Source organism: Streptomyces sp. NPDC096046 (genome assembly GCF_040303285.1).
Taxonomy (GTDB): Bacteria; Actinomycetota; Actinomycetes; order Streptomycetales; family Streptomycetaceae; genus Streptomyces.
This window is the reverse complement of record NZ_JBEOSZ010000018.1, coordinates 73,399-92,626: the sequence shown is the minus strand read 5'-3', so window position 1 is coordinate 92,626 and position 19,228 is coordinate 73,399. Positions and strand designations below refer to the sequence as shown.

19 protein-coding genes are annotated in these 19,228 nt (G+C 72.8%); 7 read left to right on the top strand and 12 right to left on the bottom strand.

Going from position 1 to position 19,228, the window contains the following annotated elements:
• The first annotated feature begins 60 nt into the window (after positions 1–60).
• The 5 genes from ABTX62_RS18095 (at position 61) to ABTX62_RS18075 (ending at position 4,808) form a co-directional block, all read left to right on the top strand.
• Positions 61–1,590 carry an aldehyde dehydrogenase (NADP(+)) gene (locus ABTX62_RS18095; RefSeq protein ID WP_352117084.1) on the top strand — a complete coding sequence of 510 codons (1,530 nt, stop codon included), beginning with the start codon at positions 61–63 and terminating at the stop codon, positions 1,588–1,590.
• A gap of 123 nt (positions 1,591–1,713) precedes the next feature.
• Positions 1,714–2,322: a DUF1349 domain-containing protein gene (locus ABTX62_RS18090; RefSeq protein WP_352117083.1), complete on the top strand. Its 609-nt coding sequence runs from the start codon at positions 1,714–1,716 to the stop codon at positions 2,320–2,322.
• A gap of 46 nt (positions 2,323–2,368) precedes the next feature.
• The gene (locus ABTX62_RS18085; RefSeq protein ID WP_352117082.1) at positions 2,369–2,863 is read left to right on the top strand and encodes a GNAT family N-acetyltransferase; all 495 of its coding nucleotides are present in this window, start codon (positions 2,369–2,371) and stop codon (positions 2,861–2,863) included.
• Positions 2,864–2,936: 73 nt separating this feature from the next.
• On the top strand, positions 2,937–3,659 hold the full coding sequence (locus ABTX62_RS18080) for a DsbA family oxidoreductase (protein WP_352117081.1): 723 nt from the start codon (positions 2,937–2,939) through the stop codon (positions 3,657–3,659).
• Positions 3,660–3,755: 96 nt separating this feature from the next.
• Positions 3,756–4,808: an aminotransferase class V-fold PLP-dependent enzyme gene (locus ABTX62_RS18075; protein WP_352117080.1), complete on the top strand. Its 1,053-nt coding sequence runs from the start codon at positions 3,756–3,758 to the stop codon at positions 4,806–4,808.
• 247 nt (positions 4,809–5,055) lie between these two features.
• Here ABTX62_RS18075 and thpD read toward each other — a convergent pair whose 3' ends face one another.
• The 6 genes from thpD to ABTX62_RS18045 all read right to left on the bottom strand — a co-directional run bounded on the left by thpD (position 5,056) and on the right by ABTX62_RS18045 (position 10,301).
• Positions 5,056–5,955, bottom strand: coding sequence for an ectoine hydroxylase (gene thpD, locus ABTX62_RS18070; protein WP_352117125.1), 900 nt, complete (start codon positions 5,953–5,955; stop codon positions 5,056–5,058).
• A gap of 16 nt (positions 5,956–5,971) precedes the next feature.
• Positions 5,972–6,370 carry an ectoine synthase gene (locus ABTX62_RS18065; protein WP_352117079.1) on the bottom strand — a complete coding sequence of 133 codons (399 nt, stop codon included), beginning with the start codon at positions 6,368–6,370 and terminating at the stop codon, positions 5,972–5,974.
• A gap of 44 nt (positions 6,371–6,414) precedes the next feature.
• Positions 6,415–7,686: a diaminobutyrate--2-oxoglutarate transaminase gene (ectB, locus tag ABTX62_RS18060; RefSeq protein ID WP_283972103.1), complete on the bottom strand. Its 1,272-nt coding sequence runs from the start codon at positions 7,684–7,686 to the stop codon at positions 6,415–6,417.
• Between the two features lie 59 nt (positions 7,687–7,745).
• Positions 7,746–8,252, bottom strand: a complete 507-nt coding sequence (gene ectA, locus ABTX62_RS18055; protein WP_352117078.1) for a diaminobutyrate acetyltransferase — start codon at positions 8,250–8,252, stop codon at positions 7,746–7,748.
• 339 nt (positions 8,253–8,591) lie between these two features.
• Positions 8,592–9,128, bottom strand: coding sequence for a DinB family protein (locus ABTX62_RS18050; RefSeq protein ID WP_352117077.1), 537 nt, complete (start codon positions 9,126–9,128; stop codon positions 8,592–8,594).
• A 72-nt stretch (positions 9,129–9,200) separates the two neighbouring features.
• Positions 9,201–10,301, bottom strand: coding sequence for a pyridoxal-phosphate-dependent aminotransferase family protein (locus tag ABTX62_RS18045; protein ID WP_352117076.1), 1,101 nt, complete (start codon positions 10,299–10,301; stop codon positions 9,201–9,203).
• 299 nt (positions 10,302–10,600) lie between these two features.
• Here ABTX62_RS18045 and ABTX62_RS18040 point away from each other — a divergent pair, with 299 nt between their 5' ends.
• Positions 10,601–11,692: an amidohydrolase family protein gene (locus ABTX62_RS18040; protein WP_352117075.1), complete on the top strand. Its 1,092-nt coding sequence runs from the start codon at positions 10,601–10,603 to the stop codon at positions 11,690–11,692.
• Positions 11,693–11,854: 162 nt separating this feature from the next.
• A complete protein-coding gene (locus ABTX62_RS18035) occupies positions 11,855–12,820 on the top strand; it encodes an SCO1860 family LAETG-anchored protein (protein ID WP_352117074.1) in 966 nt (321 codons plus the stop codon).
• An 88-nt stretch (positions 12,821–12,908) separates the two neighbouring features.
• Here the strand turns inward: ABTX62_RS18035 and cobC are convergent, their stop codons facing one another.
• Genes cobC through cobM form a run of 6 tightly spaced genes read right to left on the bottom strand, consistent with a single transcriptional unit; the run spans position 12,909 to position 19,199 of the window.
• Positions 12,909–13,964: an Rv2231c family histidinol phosphate aminotransferase CobC gene (gene cobC, locus ABTX62_RS18030; protein ID WP_352117073.1), complete on the bottom strand. Its 1,056-nt coding sequence runs from the start codon at positions 13,962–13,964 to the stop codon at positions 12,909–12,911.
• Positions 13,954–14,877, bottom strand: coding sequence for a sirohydrochlorin chelatase (locus ABTX62_RS18025; protein ID WP_352117072.1), 924 nt, complete (start codon positions 14,875–14,877; stop codon positions 13,954–13,956). Before ABTX62_RS18025 ends, cobC begins: the two co-directional genes overlap by 11 nt.
• Positions 14,874–15,461: a precorrin-8X methylmutase gene (locus ABTX62_RS18020; RefSeq protein ID WP_352117071.1), complete on the bottom strand. Its 588-nt coding sequence runs from the start codon at positions 15,459–15,461 to the stop codon at positions 14,874–14,876. Before ABTX62_RS18020 ends, ABTX62_RS18025 begins: the two co-directional genes overlap by 4 nt.
• Positions 15,458–17,149, bottom strand: coding sequence for a precorrin-3B C(17)-methyltransferase (cobJ, locus tag ABTX62_RS18015; RefSeq protein WP_352117070.1), 1,692 nt, complete (start codon positions 17,147–17,149; stop codon positions 15,458–15,460). Before cobJ ends, ABTX62_RS18020 begins: the two co-directional genes overlap by 4 nt.
• The gene (cbiE, locus tag ABTX62_RS18010) at positions 17,146–18,384 is read right to left on the bottom strand and encodes a precorrin-6y C5,15-methyltransferase (decarboxylating) subunit CbiE (RefSeq protein ID WP_352117069.1); all 1,239 of its coding nucleotides are present in this window, start codon (positions 18,382–18,384) and stop codon (positions 17,146–17,148) included. Before cbiE ends, cobJ begins: the two co-directional genes overlap by 4 nt.
• Positions 18,381–19,199 (bottom strand): precorrin-4 C(11)-methyltransferase, encoded by an 819-nt coding sequence (gene cobM / locus ABTX62_RS18005; protein ID WP_352117068.1) that lies wholly within the window; start codon positions 19,197–19,199, stop codon positions 18,381–18,383. The genes cbiE and cobM overlap by 4 nt, the downstream gene beginning before the upstream one ends.
• Positions 19,200–19,228 lie beyond the last annotated feature (29 nt).

The window sequence follows — 19,228 nt, the reverse complement described above, 5'->3', positions numbered from 1 at the left end:
ATCGAACGTCCCTGGTGGATGACCCAGTACTGCGGCAATACATGTGTGGAGGGACCCGCGGTGGCAGCAGCACCAGTCTGGAGTGTCGACCCCCGAACCGGGAAGCAGCGTGAACAGGTTGCGGTGGAGGCCACAGCCCAGGAGGTGGACACCGCCGTCCGCGCCGCGCACGAGGCGCGCGGCGCCCTGGCCGACCGCACGGTCCGCGCGGCCTTCCTGCGCACCGCCGCCGAGGAGCTTCAGGCGGCCAAGGACGGCCTCGTCGAGACCGCCGACGCCGAGACCGCCCTCGGCCCGGTCCGGCTGACCGGCGAGCTCGCCCGCACCTGCTACCAGCTGCGCGCCTTCGCGGACATCGTGGACGAGGGCGCCTTCCTCGACGTCGTCATCAACCACCCCGACGACACCGCGACCCCGCCGATCCCGGACCTGCGCCGCTACAAGGTGGCGCTGGGCGTCGTCGCCGTCTACTCGGCGTCGAACTTCCCCTTCGCCTTCTCCGTCGCGGGCGGCGACACCGCGAGTGCCCTCGCGGCCGGCTGCCCGGTCGTCGTCAAGTCCCACCCGGACCACCCGGGCCTGTCCGAGTACGTCGCCAAGGTGCTGCGCCGCGCCGCCGCCCGGCACGACATCCCCGAGGGCGTCGTGGGCCTGGTCCACGGCTTCGAGGCGGGCGTCGAGCTGATCAAGCACCCGCTGGTCGCGGCGGCCGGCTTCACCGGTTCCGTGCGCGGCGGCCGGGCCCTCTTCGACGCGGCGGCCGCCCGCCCCGTCCCGATCCCCTTCCACGGCGAGCTGGGCTCCCTGAACCCGGTCGTCGTCACCGAGGCCGCGGCCGCCGAGCGGGCCGAGGCGATCGGCACGGGCCTCGCCGGCTCGATGACGCTGGGCGTCGGCCAGTTCTGCGTGAAGCCGGGCCTCGTCCTCGCGCCGGCCGGTGCCGCCGGGGACGCCCTGCTGAAGTCCCTGACCGACGCCGTCAGCGACACCGACGCCGGGGTCCTGCTCGACCACCGGATGCGCGACAACTTCGTCGCGGGCGTCGCCGAGCGGGCCGGACTGCCCGATGTCGAGTCCCCCGTCACCCCGGGCGCGGGCGGCGAGCACACCGTCAGCGCGGGCTTCCTCACGGTGCCCGCGAGCAGGCTGGCCGCGGAGGGCGAGCACGATCTGCTCCTGGAGGAGTGCTTCGGGCCGGTCACCGTGGTGGCCCGCTACGAGGACGAGGCCGAGGTGAAGGCGGTGCTGTCGCGGCTGCCGGGCAACCTCACGGCGACGGTGCAGCTGTCCGAGGAGGAGGCGGCGGGCGAGGGCCGCGGCGCCGACATCCTCGCGGAGCTGACGCCGCTGGCGGGGCGCGTGCTGGTGAACGGCTGGCCGACGGGTGTCGCCGTCGCGCCGGCCCAGCACCACGGTGGTCCGTACCCGGCCACGACGTCCACGTCCACTTCGGTGGGCGGGACGGCGATCGAGCGGTGGATGCGGCCTGTCGCTTACCAGAACACGCCGTCGGCGTTGCTTCCCCCGGAGTTGCGGGACGAGAACCCGCTGGGTCTGCCGCGGCGGTTCAACGGGCGTTTGGAGCGTTAGCGCCGTGGGGGTGCGGTGGATCGCGGGCTGCCGGTTCGTCGTGGTTGATCGCGCCCACGCGGCGGAGCCGCAAATTGACACAGTCCCGCGCCCCGTCAGGGCGGACCTGGAACACTTGGCCGAATGGATCTGGAACTTCCTGAACTTCCCTTCCCTCTGCGCACCTACGGGCCTGATGCCCATTGGTCCTATGAGCAGGGGGTGCTCACCGGGTGGGCCGGGGCGCGGCAGGACCGGTTCGTTCCGCCCACCGATGAGGGGCTGGACCCCGCCTCCGACGCGCCCCGGCTGCTCGGGGCGCCCGAAGGCGACTTCCAGCTGATCGCCAAGGTCACCGTCGGGTTCGGCGCGGCCTTCGATGCCGGTGTGCTCTACGTGCACGTGGGGGAGCGGGCCTGGGCCAAGCTCTGCCTGGAGTACTCCCCGGACGTCCCCACCGTCTGCACGGTGGTGACCCGGGGTCACTCCGACGACGCCAACTCCTTCGCGGTTGACGGCAGTTCCGTCTGGCTCCGGGTGAGCCGCACCGGCCGCGCCTTCGCCTTCCACGCCTCCCGCGACGGTGAACGCTGGGTCTTCGTCCGTCTCTTCACCCTCGCCGGCGAGAAGGAGACGGAGGCGGCGCTGGTCGGCTTCATGACCCAGTCCCCGATGGGCGAGGGCTGCGTGGTGACGTACGACCACATCGAGTTCAGGCCGTCCTGGCCGAAGGATCTGCGCGACGGCAGCTGAGGCCGGGCCGGGAACCACCGTCCCGCGCGATCACGTCATCGGTTCCATGATCAGGAACCGAGTGACTCCAGGCCGAGTGATCCGTACCGTCCTGCCCGCCGAGGTGGCGGACGTCGTCGCGCTGCACGCGCGGGCCCGGGCGACGTACTACCCCGGCGGGCTGCCGCAGGACGGCACCGACTGGACCGCCGCCTGGCGCGGCGCCCTCACCCGGCCCGACGGGCGGGTGCTGTGCGTCGTGGAGGCGGGCCGCATCATCGGCCTGGCCTCCTTCCGCGTCCCCGAGGACGCACCGGCGGACACGGTGAAGCTGTTCCAGTTCCACGTCGACCCCGGCCACTGGCGTCGCGGGGTCGGCGCCGCGCTGCACGCGGCCTGCGTCGAGGAGTGGCGGGCCGACGGCCGTCGGGAGGCCGTCCTGGACGTGCACGTGGACAACCTGCGGGCCCAGGGGTTCTACCGGCGGCTGGGATGGGTCCCGGAGCCGGCCGGGCCGGAGGACCACCATGTGCGGATGCGGTGTGCCCTGTCCGGGGAATGAATCCCACTGCTTGAACGTTCATGCACTTGGCGGAGGGAGTCTCCGTTCCGTACGACCTGGAGAGAGTCGAGACATGCGCGTCGAGATCTGGAGCGACATCGCCTGCCCCTGGTGCTACGTGGGCAAGGCCCGCTTCGAGAAGGCGCTGCGGGACTTCCCGTACCGCGACGAGGTCGAGGTGGTGCACCGCTCCTTCGAGCTGGACCCGGGCCGCGCCAAGGACGACGTCCAGCCCGTGATCACGATGCTCACCGAGAAGTACGGGATGAGCGCCGCGCAGGCGGAGGCCGGGGAGGACAACCTCGGGGCCCAGGCCGCCGCCGAGGGGCTCGACTACCGCACCCGGGGCCGCGACCACGGCAGCACCTTCGACATGCACCGCCTGCTGCACCTCGCGAAGGAGCAGGGCCGCCAGGAGCAGCTCCTCGACCTGCTCTACCGGGCCAACTTCGCCGAGGAGCGCTCCGTCTTCGACGACGACGAGCGGCTGGTGGAACTCGCCTCGGCCGCGGAGCTGGACGCCGAGACCGCGCGCGCGGTGCTCGCCGACCCGGTCGCGTACGCCGACGAGGTGCGTGCCGACGAGCGCGAGGCCGCGGAGCTCGGAGCGAACGGCGTGCCCTTCTTCGTCCTCGACCGGAAGTACGGCGTCTCCGGCGCCCAGCCCGCCGAGGTGTTCGCCCGGGCCCTCACCCAGGCGTACGGCGAGCGCTCGCCCCTCAAGATCGTCGAGAGCGGCGACGCCGATGGCGCGGACGCCTGCGGACCGGACGGCTGCGCCGTGCCTCAGCCCTGAAAAGCCCAGCTCGGAGCGCATCCATAAGCGCTCCTTGGCCGCATCACGCAGAAATCGGCAATGGACGGGGAGATCGCGGGGACGCAGAGTGGTCCCATGGAGACCTTCGAGAACCTCGTCCGTGCCGAGTTCACCCCGAAGCACACCTTCCTCAACACCGCGAGCAACGGGCTCCTGCCCGCCCGCACCGTCAGCGCCGTGCAGCAGGCGGTGCGGATGCGCGCCGAGGGCACGCCCCTGGGTCCCCTGTACGAGGACGTGGAGGCCGCCCGCGCGTCCTTCGCCCGGATGGCGGGCGTGCCCGCCGAGCGGGTCGCGACCGGGGCCTCGGTCGCCGAGTACGGCGGGCTGATCGCCGCGTCCCTGCCCGCCGGAGCCGAAGTCCTCACGGCGGAGGGCGACTTCTCCTCGCTGGTGAACCCGTTCCACGCGCGCGGCGACCTCAAGGTGCGGGCCGTGCCGCTGGAGCGGGTCGCCGAGTCCGTCCGCCCCGGCACCGCGCTCGTCGCGGTCAGCGCCGCCCAGTCCGCCGACGGCCGCCTCGCCGACCTGCCGGCCGTGCGCGAGGCCGCCCGGGCGCACGGTGCCCGCACCTACGTCGACGCCTCCCAGTCGGCCGGCTGGCTGCCGATCGAGGCCGACGCCGACGGCTTCCTCGCCGCCGTCGGCTTCAAGTGGCTGCTGGGCCCGCACGGCGCCTCGTTCTTCGTCGCCCCGCGGGACTTCGGCGGGCTCACGCCGCTGCTCGCCGGCTGGGTCGCCGGGGAACGCCCCTGGGACAGCTGCTACGGCCCGGTCGAGGAACTCGCCCACTCGGCGCGGCGGTTCGACGTCAGCCCCGCCCTGTTCACCTATGCCGGGCTGCGGGCCTCGCTGGAACTGCTCGAAGAGATCGGCGTCGACGTCGTGCACGCCCACGACGTCGGCCTCGCGGACCGCTTCCGCGCCGGACTCGCCGGGCTGGGACACGAGCCGGTGCCCGCGCCGGGCTCGGCCATCGTGTCGGTGCCGGGGCTCGGTCACCGGCAGGGCGAACTGAGCCGGGCGGGCATCGAGGTCTCCGACCGGGCCGGGAACCTGCGGGCCGCGTTCCACCTCTACAACACGCCCGCGGACGTGGACCGGCTTCTGGAGATCCTCGCCGCATGACACAACCGGGTGGGGCCTCCCGTCCCACAGGAGGAGGCCCCACCCGGCAGCTCTGTCACACGGTCACTTCACCGCTGTCACGCGGTCACTTCACCGGCGTGAAGTCCCGCGCTCCGATGCCGTGTCCTCCGGGGGGCGACCCCCGGACCCCCGGCAGAGAAGAGCGGTCACTTCACCGGCGTGAAGTCCCGCGCTCCGATGCCGTGTCCTCCGGGGGACGACCCTCGGACCCCCGGCAGAGGAGCGGTCACTTCACCGGCGTGAAGTCCCGCGCTCCGATGAACTCCGGTCGCCGCACCGGTGCCGCGAACGGTTCCACCGCCGTGTTCTCCACGCTGTTGAACACGATGAACACGTTGCTGCGCGGGAACGGCGTGATGTTGTCGCCGGATCCGTGCATGCAGTTGCAGTCGAACCAGGTCGCCGAACCGGCCTTGCCCGTGAACAACTTGATGCCGTGCTGGGAGGCCAGCTGGGTCAGCGCCTCGTCCGAGGGCGTGCCCGCGTCCTGCATCTGCAGCGACTTCTTGTAGTTGTCCTTCGGCGTGGCCCCCGCGCACCCGAGGAACGTCTTGTGCGATCCCGGCATGATCATGAGCCCGCCGTTGGTGTCGTAGTTCTCGGTCAGCGCGATCGAGACCGACACCGTGCGCATCCGCGGCAGACCGTCCTCGGCGTGCCACGTCTCGAAGTCCGAGTGCCAGTAGAAGCCACTGGCGCCGAACCCCGGCTTGACGTTGATCCGCGACTGGTGGACGTACACGTCCGAGCCGAGGATCTGCCGCGCCCGTCCGACGACCCGCTCGTCGCGGACCAACCGGGCGAACACCTCGCTGATCTTGTGTACCTCGAAGACCGAGCGGATCTCCTTGGACTGCGGCTCGACGATCGACCGCTCGTCCGCACGGATGTCCGGGTCGGTGACCAGCCGGTTCAGCTCGTCCCGGTACACGGCGACCTCATCCGGGCCGATGAGCTCGTCGATGGCCAGGAAACCGTCGCGCTCGAAGGACAGCAGATCGGCCGGCGCGACCGGGCCCGGGGCGTCGGGGGCGCCCCAGACGACCGGGTCCTGACGCGGCGTGAGCACCTCGGTGGCGCCGCGACTGGGATAGAGGTCGGTGATACCGGTGGTGGTCTCGGTGATGGCGGTCATGGAAACGTCACACCTCCTCGGTGAGCAGCGGGTACACGCCGTTCTCGTCGTGGTCCTCGCGTCCGGTCACGGGTGGGTTGAACACGCAGAGGCAGCGGAAGTCCTTCTTGACCCGCAGCGTGTGCCTCTCGTGCCCGTCCAGGAGGTACATGGTGCCGGGCGTGATGGTGTGCGTCTGCCCGGTCTCGTGGTCGGTCAGCTCGGCCTCGCCCTCCACGCAGACCACGGCCTCGATGTGGTTCGCGTACCACATCGACGTCTCCGTACCCGCGTACAGGACCGTCTCGTGCAGGGAGAAGCCGACCTTCTCCTTGGCGAGGACGATGCGCTTGCTCTCCCACGTGCCGGACGCCGCCTTCACGTGCCGGTCGGTACCTTCGATCTCCTTGAACGAACGGACAATCACGGTGCTGCGATGCCTCCTAGATGGGTGGTGCTCTCGGTTCGGTGTCAGGCGGTCTCTCGGACGGCGCGGGCCAGCGTGCTCAGGCCCTCGTCCAGTTCCTCCGGCGTGATGGTGAGGGCCGGAAGCAGCTTCACGACCTCGCTCTCCGGGCCGGACGTCTCGATGAGCAGTCCGAGCTCGAAGGCGCGCTTGGCGACCTTGCCGGCGCGTGCCTTGTCGTGGAACTCCAGGCCCCACACCAGGCCGCGGCCCCGGTACTCCTTCACGTCGGCCAGGTTCTCCTCGGTGATGGAGATCATGGCCTGCTCGACCTGCTCGCCGCGCTTGCGGGTCTGCTTCTCCATCGCGGAACCGTCGGCCCAGTACGTCTCCAGGGTCGCGGTGGCCGTGACGAACGCGGGGTTGTTGCCGCGGAAGGTGCCGTTGTGCTCGCCGGGCTCCCAGACGTCGAGCTCGGGCTTGAACAGGCACAGCGACATGGGCAGGCCGTAGCCGCTGATCGACTTGGAGACGGTGACGATGTCCGGCGTGATGCCCGCCTCCTCGAAGGAGAAGAACGCGCCGGTACGGCCGCAGCCCATCTGGATGTCGTCGACGATCAGCAGCATGTCCTGCCGCTCGCACAGCTCGGACAGGGCGCGCAGCCACTCGGGCCGGGCCACGTTGATGCCGCCCTCGCCCTGCACGGTCTCGACGATCACGGCGGCGGGCTTGTTGAGGCCCGATCCCTGGTCCTCCAGGAGCCGCTCGAACCACAGGAAGTCCTCGACCGTGCCGTCGAAGTAGTTGTCGAACGGCATCGGGGTGCCGTGCACCAGCGGGATGCCGGCGCCGGCGCGCTTGAAGGCGTTGCCGGTCACGGCCAGCGAGCCCAGCGACATGCCGTGGAAGGCGTTGGTGAACGACACGATCGACTCGCGTCCCTTCACCTTCCGCGCCAGCTTCAGCGCGGCTTCCACGGCGTTGGTGCCGGTCGGGCCGGGGAACATGACCTTGTACGGCAGGTCACGCGGGCGCAGCAGCAGGTTCTGGAAGGCCTCCAGGAACGTGCGCTTGGCGGTGGTCGACATGTCGAGCCCGTGCGTGACGCCGTCCCGCTCCAGGTAGTCGATCAGCGCGCGTTTCAGGACCGGGTTGTTGTGCCCGTAGTTCAGTGACCCGGCTCCTGCGAAGAAGTCGAGGTACTCATGACCGTCCTCGTCGTACATGCGGCTGCCCACCGCACGGTCGAAGACGGTGGGCCAGCCGCGGCAGTAGCTGCGCACCTCGGACTCGACGGTCTCGAAGACGCTCAGGTCGGGCTGGGTGATGGTCACGACGAATCGCTCCTCGGTACGTGGGGGAAGTCTGCGGAAGTGGGGCGGCGCGGGAAGTCTCAGTGGGGCAGAGGGCCGATGCGGTACAGCACCTCCGCGTCGTGCGGCCCGTCGGGGAACAGGCCCGTGTCGAACAGCACCTCTCGCTCCAGCCGTGCGCTGTGACGCTCGGCGAACGAGGTGAACAGGCGCTCAGAGGCGGTGTTGCCCGGGGTGATCGTGGTCTCCACCGTCGTCACCTCTCGCTCGGTCGCGGTCCGCGCGACCAGACCGTCGAGCAGCGCGGCGGCCAGTCCGCGCCCGCGGTGGGCCTCGTCCACCGCCACCTGCCAGACCAGCAGGGTGCGCGGGCTGTCCGGCCGCACGTACCCGGTGATGAAACCCATCGGCTCGCCGCGCTCGTCACGGGCCACGGCCGATGTGGCGGCGAAGTCGCGGCACCACAGCAGATAGCTGTAGGACGAGTTCACGTCGAGAACCTTCGAGTCCTTCGCCATCCGCCAGAGTGCGGCTCCGTCAGCCACCATGGGGCGGTCGATTTGCGGATCTGCTTGTACGGCAGTCATGCGAAACGAACTTACCCAGCGAAATTCGAAATTGCATCGCCGATGAGGGTTACATATGGGCCACGTCTGTGTTATCACGCGAGCGCGAGGATCCCCTCGGCGAAGGGGAGGAATGCCCGGTATTGACCGGTAATTACCGGGCAAAGCGGTCACGATGTGTAACGCGTCACAGCTGTGCAACCCTCGCGACACCTGCTGGAATTGCGCCGCCGAGCATCCCTGAAACCTGTGCGTTTAGGATTGGCAAAAGCGGGCAGGAGAGTACGGGAAGCTGTTCTCGAAAGAATTGCCAATTGTGTGTCAGCTTACATGTGGAATGTATCGGAAAGCGCGTGGAATTCAGGCCCCGGTCACTCCGTCGATACGTTCCCGCAGGAGATCGGCGTGACCGTTGTGCCGCGCGTACTCCTCGATCATGTGAATGAGAACCCAGCGCAGACTGACCTCCATGCCGGGCACCGGCCCCTCGGCGACCCGCCCGAGGTGGTCCAGCGGCAGCCCGGCGCACAGCTCCCGCCCCCGCGCGATCTCCCGCCGCCAGATCCCGAGCGCCTCGTCGAGCCCCCGCGCCGGATCCAGCGTGTAGCCGGTCGCATCCTCGAACACGGGCGGTACGGACAGCCCGCCGGCCACCCGCTGGAACCAGTTCCGCTCGACCTCCGCGAGGTGCTGCACCAGCCCGAGCAGCGTCAGCGACGACGGCTCGGCCGCCGCCACCCGCACCTGAGCGTCGTCCAGCCCGGCACACTTCAGCACCAGAGTGGCCCGGTGGAAGTCCAGCCAGCTCTCGAGCATGGCCCGCTCGTCACCGCTGAGGTGGGGGACGGGGCGGCCGTCGGGAAGGGCGGGGGCGTCAGCGGGTGTGTCGGCGGTCATACGGGGAGCATGACACGGGGCACCGACAGCGCTGCCCCGGTGCCCGGAGGTCCGATGCCTTTCGGCCGGGGACTACCGCCACGCCTCCTCGGCGGCCCGCAGCGCGCCCTCCACGTCGACCGGCAGGCCCTGCTCGGCGAGCGCCACCCCCAAGGCCGCCAGACTCGCGCGCACGGCCCCGGGCGTCGCCTGCGCGCCGTAGTGGTTGACCCGGATCATCTCCTTGGCCAGCGCGCCTCCGCCCGCGGCCAGCGGCACCGCCGGATCCGCCGCCAGCGCCCGCCGGACCAGCTCCGACGCCACCAGCCCGGACGGCGCCCGCAGCGTCGTGGCGACGGGCGCCGCGTCCCGGGCCTCGTACACGTACGGCTCCAGCCCGCCACCGAGCGCGACCGCGCCGGCCCGCGTCGCCGCCGCGGCGGAGGCGTGCCGGGCCGTCACCGCCTCCAGCCCCGCCGTCTCGATCCGCTCCACACACGCCTCCAGGGCCAGCATCTCCAGCTGCGCGGGCGCGTGCGGCAGCGCCGTGCGACCGCCGTCGATCCACCGCTCCTTCCAGTCGAGCAGCGACAGGTACGACCGGCGGGGCGCCTTCGGGTTCGCCGCCATGCGGGCCCAGGCCCGCTCGCTGACCGACACCGCCGACACCCCGGCCGGGCCGCCCATCGCCTTCTGCGCGCCGATCACGCACAGGTCCACGCCCCAGGCGTCCGGCAGCACCGGTTCGGCCCCGATCGACGCCACGGCGTCCAGGTAGAACAGCGCCCCGTGCGCCCGCGCGACCTCGCCGATCTCCGCGACCGGGTTGGTGTTGCCGGTCGCCGCCTCCGCGTGCACCAGGGACACGAAGTCGATGGCCGGGTGCTCGGCGAAGGCCTGCCGGATCTCCTCGGCCGTCACGGCCGTGTGGAAGGGCACCGCCAGGTCGATCACCGTGGCGCCGCAGTCCCGCAGCCAGTCGCCGAAGGTCTGGCCGTACGGTCCCGTGACGACGTTGAGCGCCGTGGTGCCCGGACCGGCCGCGGCACGGATCGCGCCCTCCAGCGGCAGCAGCGCCTCACCCTGCATGATCACGACGTCCTGCCGGGTGTCCATCAGCCGTGCGACACGGTCCTCGATCGCGGCGAAGCGGTCCGCGCCGAGCGGGGCCAGGTCCAGGAACGGATGCGTCACGGCAATGCTCTCTTCACTCACAGCAGGTTCGATCGCATCGAGGGTAACCGGCCGGCCCCACCCCCTCACGTGGCGAGTCCCGCGGACACCGGCCTCCTTAGGGGTCCTTTCACTATGCCCGTCCGGGTCGCGCGGCCTGGCACCGCACCTCGCCGCGTTGCCGAAACGCCCTAGTAGCTCCGCTACGAGGGCTTCCCGGCGCCTTGCGATGCACGGCACCAGACCACGTGCCCTGATCGGACGCTCATAGTGAAAGGACCCCTTAGAGGCTCGGCGGCCGGCTCACTAAGGTGCGGTACATGAGCGATCGCACGGTGCTGCACGTGAAGGGACGGGTGCTCGTCGGGCCCGAGGACGTCCGGGACGAGCTGTGGGTGGTCGACGGCCGCGTCTCCTACGACCGTCCCGGCGGCGCCCGCGACGTCCGCACCGTCGTCGGCTGGGCCCTGCCCGGCCTCGTCGACGCGCACTGCCACGTGGGACTCGACCGGCACGGCCCCGTCCCCGCGGACGTCGCCGAGAAGCAGGCCCTGACCGACCGGGACGCGGGCACGCTGCTCATCCGCGACGCCGGCTCGCCCTCCGACACCCGCTGGATCGACGACCGCGAGGACCTGCCGAAGATCATCCGTGCCGGGCGGCACATCGCCCGGACCCGCCGCTACATCCGCAACTACGCCTGGGAGATCGAGCCGGGGGACCTGGTGGCCTACGTCGCCCAGGAGGCCCGGCGCGGCGACGGCTGGGTCAAGCTGGTCGGTGACTGGATCGACCGCGACCTCGGCGACCTGTCGGCGTGCTGGCCCCGCGACGCCGTCGAGGCGGCGATCTCCGAGGCCCACCGCCTGGGAGCCCGCGTGACCGCGCACTGCTTCGCGGAGGACTCCCTGCGGGACCTCGTCGAGGCGGGCATCGACTGCATCGAACACGCGACGGGCCTGACCGAGGACCTCATCCCGCTGTTCGCCGAGCGGGGCGTGGCCATCGTGCCGACCCTGGTCAACATCGCCGGCTTCCCGCAGCTCGCCGAGGGCGGCGAGGCCCGGTTCCCGCGCTGGTCGGCCCATATGCGCCGGCTCCACGAACGCCGCTACGACACCGTCCGGGGCGCCTACGACGCGGGGATCCCGGTCTTCGTCGGCACCGACGCCGGCGGCAGTCTCGCCCACGGCCTGGCCGCCGCCGAGGTCGCCGAACTGGTCACCGCCGGCATCCCGGCCGTCGAGGCCGTCGCGGCGGGCACCTGGACGGCCCGCGCCTGGCTCGGCCGCCCCGGCCTGGACGAGGGCGCCCCCGCCGACCTCGTCGTCTATGACGAGGACCCGCGCGCGGACGTACGGGTCCTGGCATCGCCGCGCCGGGTGGTGCTGAACGGGCGCGTGGTCGGGTAACCGCGAGGGGTGACGGCGGGGAACGCCTGTGCCGTGCCGGGCGGTCAAGGTCTCCTACGATCTTGCCACGTTGGAGTGAAGTGGCGTCAGATCACTCAGGGTGTACGCACCGCGAGACGAATGTTTCAGGGACCCGAGCCTGTCTCTCCTGGAGCCTCCACCGTGAACAGCACTTTCTTCCGTGTGCCCGTACGCCGTCTGGCGACCGTCGCGACGGTCATGGCCCTGGCCGCCGGGCCCGCGACACTGACCGGCGTGGGCCCGGCGTACGCCGCCGACGACCACGGCCGCGCGAGCGCGGTCACCCTGCGCACCGGCTTGGACGTCTCCCTGCTGAACAAGTCGGTGAACGTCCCGCTCGCCGTCTCCCTCAACGAGGTCCAGGCTCCGCAGAGCGCCGAGGAGACCACACTGACGGCCCGTCTGGACGCGGTGAACGGCGGCCGGCCCTTCAGCGTGCTGCGCGCCGAGGTGGCTCGGGCGCGAGCCACGACGAGCGCCACGAAGGCCGAGGCGGCCTCCACCCTGGTCCATGCCCGCCTGCACGTCCCCGGCCTGCCGCTGCTGGCGGTGATCGAGGTCGAGCAGATCACGTCCAAGGCCACCTGTGAGGTCGGGGAGAAGCCGGTCGCCACGACCGCCATTCCCGGCTCGGTGACCGTGCTCGGCGAGCGCGTGAACCTCACCGCCGAGGGCTCGGCGGACGTCGAGGTGCCGGGCGTCGGCGAGGTGCGTCTGGATCTGTCGAGCACCCGGACGACGGCCCGTTCGGCCGCCGCCACCGCCCTCGAACTCAAGGTGTCGGTCAACCCGTCGAAGCTGAACGTCGCCGAGGTCGACGGCACGCTCACCCTGGCCGAGGCGGCCTGCAAGACGCCCGCACCCGCGTCCGAGCCCGCATCCGCCTCCGAGCCCGCGGCCGAGCCTGCGGCCGAGCCCGCGGCCGGCGCACAGCCCTCGGCCGATGCGCCCGCCCCGCGGGCCGACGCCAAGCCGCAGGGAGCAGTCGCCGAGGAGAGGCTGGCCGAGACCGGCGGTGACGCGACGACGCCGTACCTCGTGGGCGGCGGGATCGCCCTGCTCGTGGCAGGTGGGGGAGCGGTGGTGCTGGCCCGCCGCCGCGGCTGATCCCGTAGCCGGGGGTGGCGGCGAGAGGTTGAGGAGTCGGTGCCGCAAGGGCTCCAAGGCCTGTTCCAGTGCCACGGAAGCCCGGGCCTCAGTGCCGCAGCGCCCGCTCGAGCGCCCGCAGGAACCCGTCGGTCGTGGCGCGGTCCCGCACCGCCAGCCGCAGCCACTCCTCGTCCAGGCCGGGGAACGTGTCCCCGCGGCGCACGGCGTAACCGAGGTCGCGCAGGCGTCGGCGCACCTCGGACGCCCGCTCCAGGCGGATCAGGACGAACGGGCCCTGCGAGGGCCCGGCGACCCGCAACCCGGCCGGGGCGAAGCGGGCGAGGCCGGCCAGCAGATGCGCGCGGTCCGCGGCGATGCGATGGGCCGCGTGGGCCGCCTCCGCCACCGCCCGTGGCCCCACGCACGCCTCGGCCGCGGCCAGCGCCGGGGTCGACACCGGCCACAGCGGCTGCGCGCGCTCCAGGTCCTCGACGGTCTCCGGCGCCGCCAGCACGTACCCGATCCGCAGCCCGGCCAGCCCCCATGTCTTGGTCAGACTGCGCAGCACCACGAGGCCGGGCACGTCGGCACGGCCGGCCAGGGCCTCGTGCTCGCCCGGCACCGCGTCCATGAACGCCTCGTCCACCACCAGCACCCGCCCGGGGCGGGCGAAGCCGGTGATCGTGTCCGCCGGGTGCAGCACCGAGGTCGGGTTGGTCGGGTTGCCGATCACGACCAGGTCCGCGTCCTCGGGGACGGCCGCCGGGTCCAGCCGGAAGCCGTCCTCCTCCCGCAGCAGCACCCGGCCGACCGTGTGCCCGGCGTCCCGCAGCGCCGCCTCGGGCTCCGTGAACTGAGGGTGGACGACGACCGGCCGGCGCACCTTCAGCGCCCGCGCCAGCAGCACGAACGCCTCCGCCGCTCCCGCCGTCAGCAGCACCCGCTCCACCGGCAGCCCGTGCCGGGCCGCCACCGCCGCCCGCGCGGCACGCCCGTCCGGGTAGGCGGCCAGGCCGCCGAGCGACGCGGCGATGTGCTCCCGCAGCCACTTCGGCGGTGTGTCCGCGCGGACGTTCACGGCGAGGTCGACGAGCGAGCCGCCGTCGTCCCGGACCTCCGCGTCGCCGTGGTGGCGCAGATCGTGCCCGCTCTCAGTGCGCATGCGAGTGAGCGCCGTGGTGGTGGTGCCCGTGCCCGTGGTGGTCGTCGTCGTCCGGGTGGAAGTGCGGCTGCTGCGGCATGCCCACCTTGTCCTCGAAGCCGGGCAGCGCGATGCGGTACACGCACGAGTCGCAGTTCATCCGCAGATCGCCCTTGACGGCCTCCTCGTACCGCTCCCACACCAGGTCCAGCAGCTCCGGCTCCGGCCCGATGACGTCGGCGGAGAGCACCTCGACCTCCGGGTGCGCGGCCGCCCAGCCCTCCGTCTGGTGCCGCACCCGGTCCGGCAGGATGCCCGTGAACAGGAAGTAGGGCAGGACCACGATCCGGCGGGCGCCCAGCCGCACACAGCGGTCCAGCCCGCTGGGCACGTCCGGCGCCGCCAGCGACACGAACGCCGTCTCGACACCGGCGTACCCGCGCCCCTCCCACAGCAGCCGGGCCGCCTTGTGCACCTCGGCGTTGGCGTCCGGGTCCGTGGAGCCGCGCCCGACCAGCAGCACCGTCACGTCGGCACGGTCCCCGGGCGTGCGGTCCGCCGACCCCAGGGCCTCGTCCAGCCGCCGCTCCAGCACGTTCAGCAGCGCCGGATGCGGGCCGAGCGGACGCCCGTAGGTGTAGGAGATGCCGGGGTGCCGCTCCTTCTCACGGGCCAGGGCCGCCGGGATGTCGCCCTTGGCGTGCCCGGCGGACACCAGCATCAGCGGGACGGCGGCGAAGCGCCGCACGCCCTGTTCCACCAGCTCGGTGACGGCCTCGCCCAGCGGTGGCGGGGACAGTTCGATGAAGCCGCCCGCGACGGGCAGCCCGGGGTGCCGGGCCCCCAGCCGCCGTACGAAGTCGCGGAACGCCTCCGCTCCGGCGTCGTCGCGGGTGCCGTGGCCGGCGATGAGCAGGGCGGGCGGGGTGGTCACAGGTTCTCCTCGGCGGAAGTGGGGTGGTACAGCAGGGCGTTGAGCGCGGCGGCGGCGACCGCCGACCCGCCCTTCTCGGACACGTTGCTCACGGCGGGCAGTCCGCTCTCGCGCAGCGCGGCCTTCGATTCGACGGCTCCGACGAAACCGACGGGCAGGCCGATGACGAGCGCGGGGTCGGCGTCGAGCGTCAGCAGTTCCTCCAGCGCGGTCGGCGCGTTGCCGATCACCCAGAGGGCGCCGGGGCCGACCTGCTCGTGGGCGAGCCGGATCGCGTGCGCGGAACGGGTCAGCCCCGGACCGGACTCGGCGTCCCTCAGACGGCAGACGGTCTCCCGCCGGGTGATCCCGGCGCCGACCATCTCCACGTCCACGACCACGGGCGCCCCGGCGTGCAGCGCCGTGTGCGCCTTCCGCAGGGCGGCCTCGTCCATGACGAGGTCGGTGGCGTAGTCGAGGTCGGCGGCGGAGTGGATGACCCGCTCCACCACCGCCCGGGTCAGCGGCGGGAAGTGCGAGGTGTCCAGCCGGGCGCGCAGCCGCCGGTAGGACTCCACCTCGATCGGATGAACGACGCGGTTCACTCGGAGCCCTCCCGCGCCGACTGCCAGCGGTAGCCGCGCGGGGTCACCATGCGCCCCGCGATGTCCCTGGTCGCCGTGTTGCCCACGGTCACGACCGTCATCATGTCGACCGTCGCCGGGTCGAGAGCCCCCAGCGTCGTGAGCCGGCTGGACTCGTCCGGCCGCGAGGCGTTGCGTACGACACCGACCGGCGTCGTCGGCGTCCGGTGCTCGGCGAGGATCCCCAGCGCCTTGGGGAGCTGCCAGTCGCGGCCGCGCGAGCGCGGGTTGTAGAAGGTGACCACGAGGTCCGCCTCGGCCGCCGCGCGCACCCGCCGCTCGATGACCTCCCACGGTGTGTGCAGGTCGGACAGGCTGATCGACACGTGGTCGTGGCCCAGCGGGGCGCCCAGGATCGCGCCGGCCGCGAGCGCCGCGGTCACGCCGGGCACTCCGACCACGTCGATGTCGTCGGAGGCCTCGGCCAGCGCGGGGGAGGCCATGGCGTAGACGCCGGCGTCCCCGCTGCCGATCAGGGCGACGGCCTGCCCCTTGCGGGCCTCCTCGACCGCCGTGCGCGCCCGCTCCTCCTCGGCCCCGAGCCCCGACTCCAGGATCAGGGTGCCGGGCCGCAGCAGGTCACGGATCTGGTCGACGTACTGGTCCAGCCCCACGAGCACGCGGGCACGCCGCAGTTCGGCCTTCGCGCGCGGTGTCAGCAGGTCCCGGGCGCCCGGCCCGAGCCCGACCACCGCGAGCCGCCCGCGCCCCGGCCGCCGTACGACGGCACAGGTCGCCATGGCCGGGCTCGCGGCCGACTTCCGCTTGGGGACGAGGAGTTCGCCCCCTCCGGCGAGCGCGGCGGCCTCCGCGACGGACGGGGTGCCGACGGCCGCGAGCGGCGCGTCGGACGGGTTGGGCACATCGACCCCGGCCAGCTCCTCGGCGCAGTACGTCACCAGGGGCACCCCGAGCCGCCGCGCCGCCTCGACGATGCCGGGCTCCGCGGCCTTGGCGTCGACGGTGGCCAGCTCGGCGACGGACGCCGGGGACAGCCCGGCCTCCCGCAGGGCGTCCCCGACCAGCCCGAGGACCTCCTCGACGGGGGCGCCCTTGGACGCCCCGACCCCGACGACCAGGCTCGGCGGACGCAGCACGACCTCGCGCCCGGCCGCCTCCACGAGCCGGTCGGTGAGCCGGATCGTGTACGGGCCCTCGTCCGTCACCGGCAGCGGGGGCAGCGGCCAGGCCACCTCGGCCCGGAGTGCCACCGCCTCACCGTCCAGCAGCGCCCGCGACACCCCCGCGACATCGCCCTCGACGGGCAGGCCGAGGGTGTCCAGGCCCGGCAGGTCCACGGCGTCCGTGGCCGTCGTCACGACCGGCTCGGCGCCCAGCACCTCGCCCACCTCGCGGGCCAGTTCATTGGCCCCGCCCGCGTGCCCGCCCAGCAGGGACACGGCGAACCGCCCGCCCTCGTCGACGCACACCACGCCCGGGTCCTCGGTCTTGCCGGACAGCAGCGGTGCCACCAGCCGCACCACCGCCCCCGTCGCCAGGAAGCACACGAGCTGCTCGCACTGCGCGAACGCGGCCCGTACGGCGTCCCCGACGGGACCGTCGTACACCCGCGTGCGGTCCGGCCACGCCGCGGCCAGCCGGTCCCGCGCAGCCGCTCCCGCCGCGGTGGCGGAAATGAGGCCGATCACTGAGCGACTCCTTCTTCGACAGCTGCCGGAGGCCGGACGCCCCACAGCAGGAAAACGGGGTTGGTCGCCGCGAGCCGGGTCACGTCCCCGGGCAGCGGCGCGAGCCGCGACGACTGCAGCAGCACGCCGTCGCAGGTGAGACCGGCGCTCGTCAGGGCCTCGCGTGCGGCCGGTACCCGGTCGAGCGCCGCCATGGCGACGACCACCGTGCGCCGGGCACGCCGCGCACACGCGGCGACGACGGCGGGCAGCTCGCGCCCGCCGCCCCCCACGAACACGGCGTCCGGGGCCTCGGCGAGATCCGCCAGCACGTCCGGCGCCGTGCCCCGTACCACGCGGATGTCCAGGCCGTGCGCGGCGGCGTTGGCGCGGACCCGCTCCACCCCGTCCGCGGCCTTCTCCACGGCGGTGACGGCCGCACCCAGCCGCGCGCACTCCACGGCCACGGACCCCGAACCCGCGCCCACGTCCCACACCAGATCACCCGGGCGCGGCCCCAGCCGGGCCAGGGCCAGCGCCCGCACCTCGAACTTGGTGATCATCGAGTCCCGGTGGGTGAACTCCGCCTCCTCCAGGGCCCAGCCGGCGGGCCGTTCCCCAGGCCCCGCGACGGTCCGCACGGCCCCGAGGGCGCGCGTCTCGTCCAGGCACAGCACCACGTTCACCGCCGTGCCCCAGTCCCGGGCGGCGGCCTCGGCGGGCGTCACCCGCTCCACGCGCTCCGCCGGCGAGCCGAGCCCGGAGGCGACGACCAGCACCCGCGGCGCGTCCCGCAACGCGGCACCCAGCTCCGCGGGGCCCGCGCCCGGCCCGGTCAGCACAGCCGTCTTCGCCTGCGCCCGGCACACGTTGACGGCCGTGCGCAGCTCCCGCCCGTGGGCGCTCACCACCACGGCGTCCTCCCAGGGCAGCCCGATCCGCGCGAACGCGACGGCCACGGACGACACCCCGGGCCGCACCCGAAGCCGCTCCGGCCCGAACCGCTCGGCCAGCACCCGCACGATCCCGAAGAACCCGGGGTCGCCGGAGGCCAGGACCAGAACGGGACGGTCCTTCGCGACGTACGTGCCGATGGTGTCGAGAGCCGGTGCGAGCGGCCCGAGCACGACCCGCTCCGCCCGCTCGGGCAGCCGCACGGCATCGAGATGCCGCCGCCCGCCCACGACCAGCTCGGCACCGGCGAGCACGTCGTCACAAGGCGCCGCCCCCGTCCCCGTGCCGACCACGGTGATCATGTACTGGCACCCCGTTCACGCAGGGCCCTGCGGGCCTCCGGGTCGGCCTTGCGGTAGCCGTGGAAGTGACCCGGGTGGTACAGGTGCGAGCGTGTGCCGTGCGCGTCGAGCGCCGGACCGACCAGGAACAGGGTGTGCTTCCAGAGCTTGTGCTCTTTGACCGTCTCCTCCAGCGTGCCGATCGTGCACTTCACGATCAGCTCCTCGGGCCAGGTCGCCTGGTACGCCACCACGACCGGGGTCGTCGTCGGGTAGCCGCCCTCCAGCAGCTCCCGCACGAGCTGCCCGCTGCGGGCGGCGGAGAGGAACACCGCCATGGTGGTGCCGTGCTTGGCGAACTCACGGACCTCCTCCCCGGGCGGCATCGGCGTCTTGCCGCCACCGAGCCGGGTCAGCACGACCGACTGCGCGACCTCGGGGATGGTCAGCTCGCGCCGGGCGAGCGCCGCGACGGCCGAGAAGGAGGACACCCCGGGCACGATCTCGGTCGCGATGCCGATCTCGGCACACCGGTCGACCTGCTCCTGCGTGCCGCCCCACAGGGCCGGATCACCGGAGTGGATGCGGGCGACCTTCAGGCCCTCGGCGCGGGCTCGCTCGTACACGGCGACGACGTCCTCCAGGGACATGGTCGCCGAGTCCAGGATCTCCGCGTCCTCGCGGGCGTGCTCGAGGACCTCCTCCTGGACCAGGCTGGCCGCCCAGATCACCACGTCGGCCTCGGCGATGGCGCGCGCGGCGCGGAACGTCAGCAGGTCGGCGGCGCCGGGTCCGGCGCCGACGAAGGTCACTGTGCCGGCGGGGGCGTCGGCCATGGGATGGGTCCTCTCGTGGTTCACGGGTG